Below are 13,748 nucleotides of genomic sequence, written 5' to 3'. Positions count from 1 at the left end.
GACGGACGGCTCGTCGCCACCGAGGGTGCGGCGGTCGTCCGCAACCGGCACGCCACCGACGACGGTGGCCACGTGGGCCGGTGCGTCGGAAATCGCCCTGGCCGTTCGTACCCCCGGTGGGGCTAGGGTCGTGGCATGGAATTCCGACACCTGGGCCGCTCCGGCCTGATGGTCAGCGAGATCTCGTACGGAAACTGGATCACCCATGGCTCGCAGGTCGAGGAGGATGCGGCGTTCGCCTGCGTCCGAGCCGCACTGGACGCCGGCATCACCACCTTCGACACCGCCGACGTGTACGCCGGCACCCGCGCCGAGGACGTCCTCGGCCGGGCGCTGGAGCAGGAGCGCCGCGAGGGCCTGGAGATCTTCACCAAGGTGTACTGGCCCACCGGTCCGGGCCGCAACGACCGGGGCCTGTCCCGCAAGCACATCATGGAGTCGATCAACGGGTCGCTGCGCCGGCTGCGGACCGACTACGTCGACCTGTACCAGGCCCACCGGTACGACTACAGCACGCCGCTGGAAGAGACGATGGAGGCGTTCGCCGACGTCGTGCACTCCGGCAAGGCGCACTACATCGGGGTCTCCGAGTGGAAGGCGTCGCAGATCCGCGAGGCCCACGCCCTCGCCCGGGAGCTGCGCATCCCGCTGGTCTCCAGCCAGCCGCAGTACTCGATGCTCTGGCGGGTCATCGAGAGCGAGGTCGTACCGACCAGTGAGGAACTGGGCATCGGTCAGATCGTCTGGTCCCCGATGGCGCAGGGCGTCCTCACCGGCAAGTACCTTCCCGGCCAGCCGCCGCCCGCCGGTTCCCGGGCCACCGACGAGAAGTCCGGCGCCGGCTTCATCGCCAAGTGGCTCACCGACGACGTGCTGACCCGGGTGCAGCAGCTACGGCCGCTGGCCGACCAGGCTGGGCTGACCATGGCCCAGCTCGCCGTCGCCTGGGTGCTGCAGAACCCGAACGTCTCCTCGGCGATCATCGGCGCGTCCCGCCCCGAGCAGGTGCACGACAACGTCAAGGCGGCCGGGGTCAAGCTCGACGCCGGTCTGCTCAAGGCGATCGACGAGATCGTCGAGCCGGTCACCGAGCGGGACCCGGCGCGTACCGAGTCGCCGGCTGAGCGGCCCTGATCCGGTCCGTCCCCGGCCAAGGCAGGCACGTGCCCCGGCCGGGGACGGCGGTTCAGCTCTGCCAGAAGCGGACCAGGTCCAGGCCGGTGGCGTAGAGCCAGGGCGGCAGGCCCAGGACGTCACCGATGGCGAAGACCGCGCCGAAGAACCAGCCGCCGATCGTCGGGTTCCACAGCAGCGCGAACAGCAGGATGAAGCCGTACGGCGCGAAGAGGTCGTACATCCGCCGGTACGGCGGGCTCAGCCACGGCTGGATCATGTTGCCGCCGTCGAGTCCCGGCACCGGGAGCAGGTTGAGCAGGCTGGCGGTGATCTGGAGGAAGGCGAGCAGGGCGACGGCGGCCCAGAACTCCACCGGCCCGCCGCCGGACGCGCCGAGGCGCAGCACCGCCACCAGCACCAGCGCGAACGCCACGTTGGTGGCCGGGCCGGCGAGGCTGACCAGGGTGTGTCGCAGTCGTCCGGCGATCACGTGCCGGTCCACCCAGACCGCGCCGCCGGGCAGTCCGATGCCGCCGAGCAGCACCACCGCCACCGGCAACGCGATGGACAGCAGCGGGTGGCTGTACTTGAGCGGGTTGAGCGTCAGGTAGCCGCGGTGGGCCACCCCCCGGTCACCGAATCGGTACGCGACCACGGCGTGGGCGTACTCGTGCAGGCAGAGCGAGACCAGCCAGCCGGTGACCACGAAGCCGAACACGGCGAGTCGGACGTTGCCCACCCCGTGCCAGGTCAGCAGCGCGCTGGTGACCAGCAACGCGACCAGGGCGAGGAACACCGGGCTGGGCCGGAACGCGGCCCGGGGTACCCCCAGCACCAGCGGCTCGGAGTCCCGGGGTGGCATCACTGGGCCGGAGGTTGGAGGCTCATCCGGTAGTCCACCCGGTCGTCCTCCAGCAGCGTGACCGAGGTGACGCCGGACGCCGCGAGCTCCCGCCAGGTCTGACCGATCCAGGACTCGGCGTCGGCCTGGCTGCCGAACGACTCCCCCGGCCCGTCGACCGACTCGCCGTTCGCGCCCTCGTACCGCCAGCTCCACGCCATGTGCGCGTCTCCCCTCGCCGCTGATGTCCCGCTGGGACGGACCCCCGCCAGCGTAGTCGCACCGCACCGCCGACCGCCCGGCCACGGGCGTCGATCGAGGGCGTACCGGTGCGCGGTCGGTGGTTGACCGTCGCCGGGCCGGGTATCTCCGGGGGAACCGGATCTTCACGGAGGCGACGATGACGACACCCATCCCGGAGATGGACACGGCACAGCTTCGCGACATCGCGGTACGCGGCGGTATCCAGGGCGCACGGGAGATGGACCGGGAGGAACTGGTCGACGCCCTGGTCGCCCGTCCCGGCGAAGGTGCCTGGCAGGAGGACCCGAAGCCGGCGGACGTCAACCCCAACGACTACATGTACCAGTCCCCCGAGCCTCGGTGAGCTGGTGCGGGAGCGTGGCCCTGCGATGCCGCTCCCGCCCGGCCGGCCGTTAAGGTACGAGCCATGTCCCTAGACGGGTGGAACACGCTCCTGGTGCTCGGCGGCATCCGCTCCGGCAAGTCGGAGTTCGCCGAGTCCCTGGTGGCCGACGCGGTCACGGTCCGGTACGTGGCCACCGCCGCCGGCGGAGGCGACGACGACGCGGAGTGGGCGGCCCGGATCGCCGCGCACCGGGAGCGCCGGCCGGCGACCTGGAGCACCGAGGAGACGGCGGACGACCCGCGCCGGCTGGCCGACGTGATCGCCGCCGCCCGGCCGGACGAGACGTTGCTCGTCGACGACCTCGGCGGCTGGGTCACGGTGCTGCTCGACCCGGCCCACCAGCCGGCCGACGACACCGCGACCGTCGCCGAGCTGGCCGCCGCCGTCCGGGACTGCCCGGCACGGCTGGTGCTGGTCAGCCCCGAGGTCGGGCTCTCCCTGGTGCCGACCACGCCGCTGGGTCGCGCCTTCACCGACGCGCTGGGCGCGGTCAACCGGGCCGTCGCCGACGCCTGCGACACCGTGGTGCTGGTGGTCGCCGGCCAGCCGGTCCGGCTGAAGCCGGCCACGCCCGAACCGGTGCCGGCCGTCGAGACCTCGCCGGGCCCGTCCGCCGCCGTCAACGGCACGGCGGTGCCCGCACAGGCCGGCCCGAGCGACCCGCGGCCGGCCGACGGTGCCGTGGCGCTGCCCGCGTCGCCTCCGGTGACCACCCCGGAGGTACCGGCCGCACCGGCGCCGGTCCCGGCCGCCGACGACACCGGGTGGACCGCGCCCACCATGACGCTGCCGGTGGCCGACACCGGCCTGGTCATCCAGCCGGGCATGGACCTTCCGATGCCCGACGACTACGCCGGTCCGCAGGCGGTGGACCGGCTGGCCACGCTCGACGTGCCCGGCACCGGGCTCGGCGTCCTGGAACAGGTGGTCTCGTTCGCCGCCGCCACCCAGGGCACCCCGACCCCGGCACCCTGGCAGTCGGTCCGGGTGCTGCTGCTGCACGGCGACCACGACGGCGGGAGCTCCGCCGGCACCCGGACCGGGGAGTCGGCCCGACGTGCCGAGGCGGCCCGCGCCGGTCAGGGTGTGCTCGCCCGGCTGGCCGCCGAGAGCGGGGCGAGCCTGCAGGTGGTGCAGGCGCCCACCGCCGCCGCCATCGAGCACGGCCCGGCGCTCACCGCCGAGCAGGTCGACGCCGCGCTGCGGTACGGCTGGCGGCTGGCCGAGGAGGCCGTGGACTCCGGCGTACAACTGCTGGTGGTGGCGGCGTGCGGCGCCGGCACCGAGGCCGCGGCGGCGGCGGTGCTGGCCGCGACGGCCGGTGCCGAGGCGCCCGCCGTGCTCGGCCGGGTGGTCACCTCCAACGGCGAGATCGACGACGTGGCCTGGATGGCCCGCTGCGCGGCCGTCCGGGACGCCCTGCACCGCACCCGGCGGGCCTCCCGGGACGCCAAGGACGTGCTGGCCCAGCTCGGTGGTGGGGACATCGCCGTGGCCACCGGTCTCCTGCTGGGTGCGACCGCGCGACGCACGCCGGTGCTGCTGGACGGACCGGTCGGCGTGGCCGCCGGCCTGGTCAGCCGGGACCTGGCCGGGCAGGCGCGGCACTGGTGCATGCTGGCCGACCACGGCGGGCACCCGGCCGTCAAGCTGGCCTCCGACGTGCTCGGCCTGAGCCCGCTCGCGCAGCTACGGCTGGACCTCGGCGAGGGCGCCAACGCGTTGACCGTGCTGCCGCTGCTGCGCTCGGTGCTGGCGCTGGCCGCCGCGCTGCCGCCCCGCCCGTCGCCCGACGCGGCCGACGGTGTGGACGAGGCCGAGGAGCCGGAGCCGGACGAGCCGGACTTCCGCGAGCCCGAGCCGGCGGGCCCGGGACCGACCAGCACCGAACCGACAGGACCGGCCGGCACCGAACCGGCGGAGCAGGGCACGCGTGCCGGCTGAGCCCCGGCTCGGCGACGGGGCGCGGCTGGCCCTGACCACGTTCACGATCCTGCCGGTACGCGCCGGCCGGATCGACCGGGCCACGGCCGGTACGGCGATGGCGCTCGCCCCGCTGGTCGGCGCCCTGCTGGCCGTGCCGCTCGGCGCTCTCCTGCTGCTGCTCGACGCGGTCACCGCGCCGCTGGTCGCCGCCGGGGTGACCGTCGCGGCGGGCGCCCTGCTCACCCGGGGTCTGCACCTGGACGGGCTGGCCGACACGGTGGACGCGCTCGGGTCGTACCGGCGGGGGCCGGCCGCGCTGGAGATCATGAAGAAGCCGGACGTCGGGCCGTTCGGCGTGGTCGCCCTGGTGCTCGTCCTGTTGGTGCAGGCCGCGGCGCTGGCGGAGCTGGCCGGCCGGTCCTGGCCGGCGGCGTTCGCGGCGGTGCTGGCGGCCGTGGCGGCCGGTCGGCTCGGGGTCTCGCTGGCCTGCCGACGGGGTGTCCCGGCGGCCCGACCGGACGGGCTCGGCGCGCTGGTCGCCGGCACCGTCGGGCCGGTCACGCTGGCCGTGGCGACGGTCGCCGTGGCGCTGGCGGCGGTCCCGGCCGTGCCGGATCGCCCCTGGCAGGGGCCGCTGGTCGTGCTCGCCGCGCTGGCCGTCGCGGCCGGGCTGCTGCGACACGTGGTACGCCGTCTCGGCGGCATCACCGGCGACGTGCTCGGCGCCACCGTGGAGCTGGTCACCACGCTGGTCTACCTGGGTCTGGTGCTGTCCGGCTGAGCAGTGCGGTCGCCGGCGGGTAGCGTTCCTTGTCGACAGCACCGGCGCGGCCACCCTGGGGACGACATGCTCATCACCGACGACTTCCTGCCCGTACCGGTCCCGGAGTCGCTCACCGCGACCTATCTGGTGCCGACGGTGGGGCTGCCGTCGGTGACCGCCCGCACGGCGGTCCGTGGGCTGGCCGGTCGACTGGCCGAGCCGGTGCACGGGCTGGCCGTGCAGATGCTGGACAGCCCGCTGATGAGCGTCGACATCCGCCCGATCGGCGAGTTCCCCGAGCTGCCGCCGGACCTGCTCACCGCGTTCGGGGCCACCGAGGAACAGCTCGGCCGGCTGGCCGCCGCGAGCCACCTGGTGGTGGTGCAGGCCGAGTACCGGCCGGGCTGGCCGCCGGCCCACGAGTGGGCGGCCCGGGCGGTGGCCGCCGCCGTGGCCGAGGAGGTCGGCGGTGACGTGGTCGACGTGTTCGGGTTGCAGTTCCTGGACCCGGCGGCGGCCCTGCGCTCGCTGCCCGACGCCGAGGGCCGGGTCCGGCTGGTCGACTGGGTGCTGGTGCCGTACTCCTCGGACGCCGAGGGGCTCTGGTTCACCACCAAGGGACTGCGCCGCTTCGGTCTGCTGGAGTTGCAGACCCAGGGCGTGCCGGACCACCTCACCCGGGCCTGGGGGGCGGTGATGACCGGCGCCGCCCGTCGACTGCTGCGGGACTGGACCGACGGGCTGGCCGGCGAGGAGGTGCCGGCGTTCGTGCCGCTGCCGGTGCTGGCCACGGTCACCGGGCACGACATCGCGGTCGCGTACGGCAATCCGGAGCAGCACGGCGCGACCGCGCCGGTGCTGCTCCGGCTGGAGCTGGACCCGGCCACCGACCCGGACGCCGACTCGTTCCTGAGCCTGCGCCCACCGGCTGGGCACCCCGGCCCGGACGGGCGCTACTTCGCCGCCGCCTGCGGCACCCTGTTCGCCGGTATCCAGCCCGACGTGCGGTACGCGCGCTCCGGCGACGCGATGAGCCGGGCGGTGGCCACCGCCCGCGCCGGGCTGGGCGACATCCGGGCCCGTTTCCGCGCCGGCCAGCTCCCGCCGCAGACCCAGCTCGTGGTGAAGTACGGGCTGCCCGGCGACGACGGCCCGGAGTACGTCTGGGCCGGGGTGACCGCCTGGGACACGCCGGAACGGATCGCCGGTGCCAGCGCCAGCGACGCCAACACCGACCCCTCGGTCCGGATCGGCTCGCCGGTGCAGGTCGAGACCGCCGACGTCGTCGACTGGGCCGTCCTGGACACCTCCGGCGTCGTCGAGGGCGGCTGGACCCAGGCCGTGCTGGACGCCGGGGAGCCGCCCCGCGCCTGAGTCAGGCCTGCGTCACGCCACCGATCCGCGTCACTTCACCGAGGGGTCGACGAAGGGCGGCCGGGTCAGCCGGACCGGCAGGCGACGACCGCGCACGTCCACCTGGAGTTCGGTGCCGTCGGTCAGGGCCGGGGCGGTGTCGACCAACGCGAGGGCGATGCCCTGCTTCCGGGTCGGGCTGAACGTGCCGCTGGTGACGGTGCCGACCCGGGTGTCACCGTCGTACACCGCCATGCCGGGGCGCGGGATGGCCCGGTCGACGGCCTCCAGGCCGCGCAGCGTACGCGCCGGACCGGCGGCCTTCTCCGCGAGCAGCGCGTCCCGGCCCCAGAAGGCCGGCTTGTCCCAGCCCACCGCCCAGCCCGAACGGGCCTGCACCGGGCTGATCTGAAGCGACAGGTCCTGCCCGTGCAGCGGGTACCCCATCTCGGTGCGCAGGGTGTCCCGGGCGGCCAGCCCGCAGGCGCGCGGCGCGGGCTCGGCGGCGAACAGCGCGTCCCAGACGGTCACCGCGTCGGCCGCCGGGACCACCAGCTCGAAGCCCAGCTCACCGGTGTAGCCGGTGCGGCACACGGTCAGCGCGACGCCGTCGAGGGTGGCCGGCGAGAAGCTCATGTAGCCGTGGTCGGTGGGCAGGCCCAGCCCGGCCAGCAGCGCCGCCGAACGCGGTCCCTGGACCGCCAGCACCGCGTACGCCTCGTGCTCGTCGGTGACCGTGACCTGCTCCGGCGCGGCGGCGCGCAGCCGGCGTACCACCTCGGCGGTGTTCGCGGCGTTCGGGATCAGGAAGACGTGGTCGTCGGCGTACAGGTAGGCGATGATGTCGTCCACCACGCCGCCGGTGACCTCGTCGCAGCAGAGGGTGTACTGCGCCCGGCCGGGCCCGATCCGCCCCAGGTCGTTGCTGAGGCAGGAGTTCACGAACTCCGCCGCACCAGGCCCGGTCACCCGCACCTTGCCCAGGTGCGAGACGTCGAACACGCCGACGTCGGTCCGCACCGCGGTGTGTTCCCGCAGCACCCCGCCACCGGCGTACTCCAGCGGCATCTCCCAGCCGCCGAACGGGGCGAACTTGGCACCGAGTGCGGAGTGTCGCTCGGCCAGCGGAGAACGACGCAGCCGGGTCTCGGCGGCGTCGGTGGTCACGTCGGTCATGGGTGGGAACTTACCGGGGCGGACCGGTCTGGTTAGCATCGGCGGGACCCACCGGAGGAACCGGCGGGGCAGCACCGACGTCCGACGGGTACCTCATCCGCCGGCACCAACCGAACCGCCGGTACGCCACACGCGGCCGGCCCGGCCCGCCCGGGAGCAGCTTCCGTGACATCGCCCAGCACCACCCTGAGCCTGGTCGACACCGACCCCGCCGAACTCGCCGTCGACGCCATCGTGATCGGCGTGCACAGCACGACCGGTGAGCAGGACGCCACCAGCGGCCTCGCCGGCACCCTGCTGCTCGCCAGCGGCGCCGAGAGCATCGCCGCCGCCTTCGACGGCAAGCTGACCGAGACACTGGCACTGCTCGGCGCGACCGGCGGACCGGGCGAGGTGATCAAACTGGCCACCCTGGGCACCGTCACCGCCCCGCTGGTCGCCGCCGTCGGCCTCGGCCCGGAGCCCACCGGCGCGGCACCCGCCCCGGAGACCCTGCGGCGGGCGGCGGGGGCCGCCGTACGGGCGCTGGCCGGTGCGTCCCGGGTGGCGCTCGCCCTGCCGCTGCCGGACGACGCCGACGGCCCCGCCGCGCTGCGCGCGGTCGGCGAGGGAGCACTGCTCGGCGGCTACCGCTTCGCCGGCTACAAGACCCGCCCGCAGCCGACCCGGCGCGAGCCGGTGGCCGAGGTGCTGGTCGCGGTGCCGGACGCCGCGGACGCCGGAGCGCAGGCCGAGGTGACCCGGGCCCGGACGGTGGCCGCCGCGGTCCGGCAGACCCGCGACTGGGTCAACGTCGCGCCGAACGAGTTGCGCCCGCCGGTCTTCGCCGAAGCGGTCGCCGAGGCCGGCCGGGCGGCGGGCCTGGAGGTCGAGGTGCTCGACGAGGTCGCCCTGCGTGAGGGCGGCTACGGCGGCATCATCGCGGTCGGTCAGGGCTCGGAGGCTCCGCCGCGCCTGGTCAAGCTGACCTGGACCCCCGAGGGCGGCGGCACCGGTAAGCGGGTGGCGCTGGTCGGCAAGGGCATCACCTTCGACACCGGCGGCATCTCGATCAAGCCAGCGCAGGGCATGTGGGAGATGAAGTCCGACATGGCCGGGGCGGCGGCGGTGGCCGCCACCATGCTGGCCGTCGCGGAGCTGAAGCCGGCGGTGACGGTGACCGCGTACGTGCCGATGGCGGAGAACATGCCGTCCGGGACGTCCTACCGGCCGGGTGACGTGATCACCATGTTCAACGGCAAGCGGGTCGAGGTGCTCAACACCGACGCCGAGGGCCGGATGATCCTCGGTGACGCGATGGCCCGGGCCTGCACGGACGGCTGCGACTACCTCTTCGAGACCTCCACCCTCACCGGCGGGCAGGTGGTCGCGTTGGGCAAGCGGATCTCCGGTCTGATGGGCACCGCCGAGCTGTGCGAGCGGGTCCGCGACGCCGGTGACGCGGTCGGCGAGCCGGCCTGGCCGATGCCGCTGCCGGACGACGTGCGCAAGGGCATGGACTCGGACGTCGCCGACATCTCACAGGTCAACGCCGGCATGGACCGGGCCGGTCACATGCTCCAGGGCGGTGTGTTCCTGCGCGAGTTCGTCACCGACGACGTCGCCTGGGCGCACATCGACATCGCCGGTCCGTCGTACCACGCGGGCGAGGCGACCGGTTACTGGACCAAGGGCGGCACCGGGGTCCCGGTCCGCACCCTGCTGCACCTGATCGACGACGTCACCGCGAACGGCTGATCTGCTTGTAAGGCCTCGTGCAAGGAAGGGTCCCCTGCTAACGCCTGGTGCATAGCAGGGGACCCTTCCTAACATCCGAGCTGAGCCGCACGGGCACGCCGGGGGTGCGGCCGGCGTCCGCGCGCGGTGGGACGGGTCAGTACTGCTCGGGGCGGCGCTTGCGGCGCTCGTTGTAGTCGCGCATCCGCTGCGGGTAGCCCATCAGGGCGATGTCGTAGACGGGGATGCTGACCCGGTACGCGAAGCGGCGCGCCCCGTCCGGCCCGTCGATGCGGCGCCGGGTCCACTCGCCGTCGTCGGCGATCAGGATGACGGTGGTCTCGGTCACCGTGGTGCGGGGTTCGATGAACGCCTCGACACCCTTGCGGGTCCGGACAAAGTTCTCCAAGTGCTCCAGATCGGCGCGATTGGCCGTACGGTCGGAGTCAACCGCGCGTGCCTGCTTGCGTCGCCGGAACAGTCCCACCGAGCCGTCTCCCCACGCGTCCGTCGTCGAAGGCAGTGCCAAGGGTACGTGGCGGCAACGTGTCGTTGGGCACCTCGGTACGCGGCTTCCGCACGGTGGTGACAAGATGGCCGAGGTGGGGTGTGTCCCTGTTACCCCGCCGTGACCCCCGATGCAGCGACGCGACCTGGGAGTTGGACGTGAGCGAGCCGAACGACGCAACCTTCGACATCGTCATCCTCGGAGGTGGCAGTGGCGGCTACGCGACCGCCCTGCGCGCCGCCCAGCTGGGCCTGAACGTCGCGCTGGTCGAGAAGGGCAAGCTGGGCGGCACCTGCCTGCACAACGGCTGCATCCCGACCAAGGCGCTGCTGCACGCGGCCGAGATCGCCGACCAGACCCGCGAGTCGGAGCAGTTCGGCATCAAGGCCGAGCTGGTCGGCGTCGACATGGCCGGGGTGAACGCGTACAAGGACGGCGTGATCTCCCGCCTCTACAAGGGCCTGCAGGGCCTGGTCGGCGGCTCCAAGAACATCACCTTCGTGGCCGGGGCCGGCAAGCTGGTCGCCCCGAACGCGGTCGAGGTGGACGGCAAGCGGTACACCGGCCGCAACGTGGTGCTGGCCTCCGGCTCGTACGCCAAGAGCCTGCCGGGCCTGGAGGTCGACGGCGAGCGGGTCATCACCAGCGACCACGCCCTGACCCTGGACCGGGTCCCGAGCTCGGCGATCGTGCTCGGCGGCGGTGTGATCGGCGTCGAGTTCGCCAGCGTGTGGAAGTCCTTCGGGGTGGACGTGACCATCATCGAGGCGCTGCCCCGCCTGGTCGCCGCCGAGGACGAGGAGTCGTCGAAGGCGCTGGAGCGGGCGTTCCGCAAGCGGAAGATCAACTTCAAGGTCGGCAAGCCGTTCGAGAAGGTCGAGAAGACCGACAACGGCGTCAAGGTGACCATCGCCGGCGGCGACACGGTCGAGGCCGAGCTGCTGCTGGTCGCCGTCGGCCGGGGCCCGAACACCGCCGACCTCGGCTACGAGGAGCAGGGCGTCAAGACCGACCGTGGGTACGTGCTGACCGACGAGCGGCTGCGCACCAGCGTGCCGAACGTGTACGCGGTCGGCGACATCGTGCCCGGCCTCCAGCTCGCCCACCGTGGCTTCCAGCAGGGCATCTTCGTCGCCGAGGAGATCGCCGGCCAGAACCCGGCCGTGATCGACGAGGCGGGCATCCCCCGGGTCACCTACTCCGAGCCGGAGCTGGCCTCGGTCGGCCTCACCGAGGCCAAGGCCAAGGAGCAGTACGGCGCCGACAAGATCAAGACCTACAACTACAACCTCGGCGGCAACGGCAAGAGCCAGATCCTCAAGACGGCCGGCTTCGTGAAGCTCGTCCGGGTCGACGACGGCCCGGTGGTCGGCGTGCACATGGTCGGTGCTCGGGTCGGTGAGCTGGTCGGCGAGGCGCAGCTGATCTACAACTGGGAGGCGTACCCGGGCGAGGTGGCGCAGCTCGTGCACGCCCACCCGACGCAGAACGAAGCCCTGGGCGAGGCGCACCTGGCCCTCGCCGGCAAGCCGCTGCACGCGCACGCCTGACCACGACAACCCGCGGCGTCCGGCGACGGGCGATGATCCCCCCACCAGGGAAATGAAGGAGTCTGGAGAACATGCCGGTATCGGTCACCATGCCCCGGCTCGGCGAGAGCGTCACCGAGGGCACCGTCACGCGCTGGCTCAAGCAGGAGGGTGAGACCGTCGAGGTCGACGAGCCCCTGCTCGAGGTTTCCACCGACAAGGTCGACACCGAGATCCCGTCGCCCGCGGCCGGCGTGCTGACCCGGATCGTGGTGGGCGAGGACGAGACGGCCGAGGTCGGCAGCGAGCTGGCGGTGATCTCCGGCGAGGGCGAGTCGGCCGGCGGCGAGGCCGCCCCGCAGCAGCAGGAGGCCCCCGCCGAGCAGGCCGCCGAGGCGGCCGAGGAGCCGCAGGCCGAGGCGGAGCAGCCGGCCGTCGAGGAGCCGGCCGAGCAGCCGGCCCAGGCCGCGGCGCCGTCGGGCGAGGGCACCCCGGTGCAGATGCCGGCCCTGGGCGAGAGCGTCACCGAGGGTACGGTCACCCGCTGGCTCAAGCAGGTCGGCGACAGCGTCGAGGTGGACGAGCCGCTGCTGGAGGTCTCCACCGACAAGGTCGACACCGAGATCCCCTCTCCGGTCGCCGGCACCGTCCTGGAGATCAAGGTCCCCGAGGACGAGACCGCCGAGGTCGGCGCCACGCTGGCCGTCGTCGGTGCGGCCGGTGCCGCCCCGGCCGAGGCCAAGCCGGAGCCGAAGCCCGAGCCCAAGGCGGAGCCGAAGGCCGAGGCCAAGCCCGAGCCGAAGCCGGAGGTCTCCGAGCCGACGCCGGGTGCCTCGTACAACGAGCCCGCGCCCGAGGCCGAGCAGGCCAAGGAGCCGGCAAAGGCCGAGCAGGCCGCCCAGCCGGCCGCTCCCGCCCCGCAGCGCGCGGCGGCTCCGTCGAACGGCGGCGAGCAGGCGGCCGGGTACGTGACGCCGCTGGTCCGCAAGCTGGCCGGTGAGCACGGCGTCGACCTCGCCTCGGTGAACGGCACCGGTGTCGGCGGGCGGATCCGCAAGCAGGATGTGCTGGACGCGGCCGAGAAGGCCAAGGCCGCCCAGGCCGCGCCCGCCCCGGCGCAGCCGGCCGCCGCCACGGCCCCGGCCAAGCCGGCCGCCAAGCCGCAGCCGAGCGCCAAGCGCGGCACGACCGAGAAGCTGCCCCGGATCCGTTCGGCGATCGCCAAGCGGATGCAGCAGTCGCTGCACGAGATGGCGCAGCTCACCACCGTGATCGAGGTGGACGTCACCAAGATCGCCAAGCTGAGGGCGCAGGCCAAGGACTCGTTCCTGGCCCGGCACGGCGTCAAGCTGTCGTTCCTGCCGTTCTTCGCCCTCGCCGCGATCGAGGCGCTCCAGACGTACCCGATCGTCAACGCCCGGATGGACCTCGACGGCGGGACGATCACGTACCCGGACGCCGAGAACCTCGGCATCGCCGTGGACACCGAGCGCGGCCTGCTGGTGCCGGTCATCCACAACGCCGGTGACCTCAACCTGGGCGGCATCGCCAAGCGGGTGGCCGACCTGGCCGAGCGCACCCGGACCAACAAGATCAGCCCGGACGAGATCGCCGGTGCGACGTTCACGCTGACCAACACCGGCAGCCGGGGCGCGCTGTTCGACACCCCGATCGTGCCGTCGCCGCAGTCGGCGATGCTCGGCACGGGTGCCGTGGTCAAGCGTCCGGTCGTGGTCAACGACGCGGAGCTGGGCGAGGTCGTCGCGGTCCGGTCGATGATCTACCTGGCCCTCTCCTACGACCACCGGCTGATCGACGGTGCCGACGCGGCCCGCTTCCTGGTCGCGGTCAAGGAGCGGCTGGAGGGCGGCAACTTCGAGGCCGAGCTGGGCCTGTAACCGCCGTCAGCAGCACGAGAGGGCGCCCCGGTCGTCGACCGGGGCGCCCTCGCTCGTCGGCCTACGGGTCTGAGCCCGCCAAGGTCTGCTCGCTGACCCGTAGGCCGACGAGCGGCCTCCGGGTCGACGCGTACGCGGCGACGCCGGTGCGGGCGCCGGCTCGTGCGGCCCGGCCTGCCGGCAGTCCTCGAAGTAGCGTCAGTCTCGCCTCCGGCGGCCGAGACCAGCGTGACCAGGCACGACGGCTGCTGGACCTGCTGATGGACGGATTGC

At 73.6% G+C, this 13,748-nt stretch carries 12 protein-coding genes; 8 read left to right on the top strand and 4 right to left on the bottom strand.

Going from position 1 to position 13,748, the window contains the following annotated elements; genetic code table 11:
• The first annotated feature begins 135 nt into the window (after window positions 1-135).
• Window positions 136-1,134: an aldo/keto reductase family protein gene (locus ABT008_RS13145; protein ID WP_350696219.1), complete on the top strand. Its 999-nt coding sequence runs from the start codon at window positions 136-138 to the stop codon at window positions 1,132-1,134.
• A gap of 52 nt (window positions 1,135-1,186) precedes the next feature.
• On the opposite strand, the gene ABT008_RS13140 is transcribed toward ABT008_RS13145, so the two are convergent.
• Both ABT008_RS13140 and ABT008_RS13135 read right to left on the bottom strand, forming a co-directional pair.
• Window positions 1,187-1,978, bottom strand: coding sequence for a site-2 protease family protein (locus ABT008_RS13140; protein ID WP_350696770.1), 792 nt, complete (start codon window positions 1,976-1,978; stop codon window positions 1,187-1,189).
• Window positions 1,978-2,178: a hypothetical protein gene (locus ABT008_RS13135; RefSeq protein WP_350696218.1), complete on the bottom strand. Its 201-nt coding sequence runs from the start codon at window positions 2,176-2,178 to the stop codon at window positions 1,978-1,980. The genes ABT008_RS13140 and ABT008_RS13135 overlap by 1 nt, the downstream gene beginning before the upstream one ends.
• 179 nt (window positions 2,179-2,357) lie before the next feature.
• Between ABT008_RS13135 and ABT008_RS13130 the strand changes: the two genes are divergently transcribed.
• The 4 genes from ABT008_RS13130 (at window position 2,358) to ABT008_RS13115 (ending at window position 6,669) form a co-directional block, all read left to right on the top strand.
• Window positions 2,358-2,564: a hypothetical protein gene (locus ABT008_RS13130; RefSeq protein WP_176094926.1), complete on the top strand. Its 207-nt coding sequence runs from the start codon at window positions 2,358-2,360 to the stop codon at window positions 2,562-2,564.
• Between the two features lie 63 nt (window positions 2,565-2,627).
• Window positions 2,628-4,550 (top strand): bifunctional adenosylcobinamide kinase/adenosylcobinamide-phosphate guanylyltransferase, encoded by a 1,923-nt coding sequence (gene cobU, locus ABT008_RS13125; RefSeq protein WP_350696217.1) that lies wholly within the window; start codon window positions 2,628-2,630, stop codon window positions 4,548-4,550.
• The gene (locus ABT008_RS13120; RefSeq protein WP_350696216.1) at window positions 4,540-5,313 is read left to right on the top strand and encodes an adenosylcobinamide-GDP ribazoletransferase; all 774 of its coding nucleotides are present in this window, start codon (window positions 4,540-4,542) and stop codon (window positions 5,311-5,313) included. Before cobU ends, ABT008_RS13120 begins: the two co-directional genes overlap by 11 nt.
• A gap of 66 nt (window positions 5,314-5,379) precedes the next feature.
• Window positions 5,380-6,669: a DUF2314 domain-containing protein gene (locus ABT008_RS13115; RefSeq protein ID WP_350696214.1), complete on the top strand. Its 1,290-nt coding sequence runs from the start codon at window positions 5,380-5,382 to the stop codon at window positions 6,667-6,669.
• 30 nt (window positions 6,670-6,699) lie between these two features.
• On the opposite strand, the gene gcvT is transcribed toward ABT008_RS13115, so the two are convergent.
• Window positions 6,700-7,824, bottom strand: a complete 1,125-nt coding sequence (gcvT, locus tag ABT008_RS13110) for a glycine cleavage system aminomethyltransferase GcvT (protein ID WP_350696213.1) — start codon at window positions 7,822-7,824, stop codon at window positions 6,700-6,702.
• A gap of 165 nt (window positions 7,825-7,989) precedes the next feature.
• Between gcvT and ABT008_RS13105 the strand changes: the two genes are divergently transcribed.
• Window positions 7,990-9,561, top strand: coding sequence for a leucyl aminopeptidase (locus tag ABT008_RS13105; RefSeq protein ID WP_350696211.1), 1,572 nt, complete (start codon window positions 7,990-7,992; stop codon window positions 9,559-9,561).
• 136 nt (window positions 9,562-9,697) lie between these two features.
• Here the strand turns inward: ABT008_RS13105 and ABT008_RS13100 are convergent, their stop codons facing one another.
• Complete coding sequence (locus ABT008_RS13100) at window positions 9,698-10,027, bottom strand: hypothetical protein (protein WP_117228376.1); 330 nt, start codon at window positions 10,025-10,027, stop codon at window positions 9,698-9,700.
• A 179-nt stretch (window positions 10,028-10,206) separates the two neighbouring features.
• Between ABT008_RS13100 and lpdA the strand changes: the two genes are divergently transcribed.
• Both lpdA and sucB read left to right on the top strand, forming a co-directional pair.
• The gene (gene lpdA / locus ABT008_RS13095) at window positions 10,207-11,598 is read left to right on the top strand and encodes a dihydrolipoyl dehydrogenase (protein ID WP_350696209.1); all 1,392 of its coding nucleotides are present in this window, start codon (window positions 10,207-10,209) and stop codon (window positions 11,596-11,598) included.
• A gap of 71 nt (window positions 11,599-11,669) precedes the next feature.
• The gene (gene sucB / locus ABT008_RS13090; protein ID WP_350696207.1) at window positions 11,670-13,475 is read left to right on the top strand and encodes a 2-oxoglutarate dehydrogenase, E2 component, dihydrolipoamide succinyltransferase; all 1,806 of its coding nucleotides are present in this window, start codon (window positions 11,670-11,672) and stop codon (window positions 13,473-13,475) included.
• Window positions 13,476-13,748 lie beyond the last annotated feature (273 nt).

Origin of the sequence: Micromonospora sp. NPDC002389 (genome assembly GCF_040296095.1) — a bacterium.
Taxonomy (GTDB): domain Bacteria; phylum Actinomycetota; class Actinomycetes; order Mycobacteriales; family Micromonosporaceae; genus Micromonospora.
Note: the sequence above shows the minus strand (reverse complement) of the source record. Positions and strands in the feature narration are given on the sequence as shown.

Coding starts and splice junctions, on each gene's coding strand:
- ABT008_RS13145 (WP_350696219.1), top strand. CDS start 136: ATGGAATTCCGACACCTGGGCCGCTCCGGCCTGATGGTCAGCGAGATC.
- ABT008_RS13140 (WP_350696770.1), bottom strand. CDS start 1,978: ATGCCACCCCGGGACTCCGAGCCGCTGGTGCTGGGGGTACCCCGGGCC.
- ABT008_RS13135 (WP_350696218.1), bottom strand. CDS start 2,178: ATGGCGTGGAGCTGGCGGTACGAGGGCGCGAACGGCGAGTCGGTCGAC.
- ABT008_RS13130 (WP_176094926.1), top strand. CDS start 2,358: ATGACGACACCCATCCCGGAGATGGACACGGCACAGCTTCGCGACATC.
- cobU (WP_350696217.1), top strand. CDS start 2,628: ATGTCCCTAGACGGGTGGAACACGCTCCTGGTGCTCGGCGGCATCCGC.
- ABT008_RS13115 (WP_350696214.1), top strand. CDS start 5,380: ATGCTCATCACCGACGACTTCCTGCCCGTACCGGTCCCGGAGTCGCTC.
- gcvT (WP_350696213.1), bottom strand. CDS start 7,824: ATGACCGACGTGACCACCGACGCCGCCGAGACCCGGCTGCGTCGTTCT.
- sucB (WP_350696207.1), top strand. CDS start 11,670: ATGCCGGTATCGGTCACCATGCCCCGGCTCGGCGAGAGCGTCACCGAG.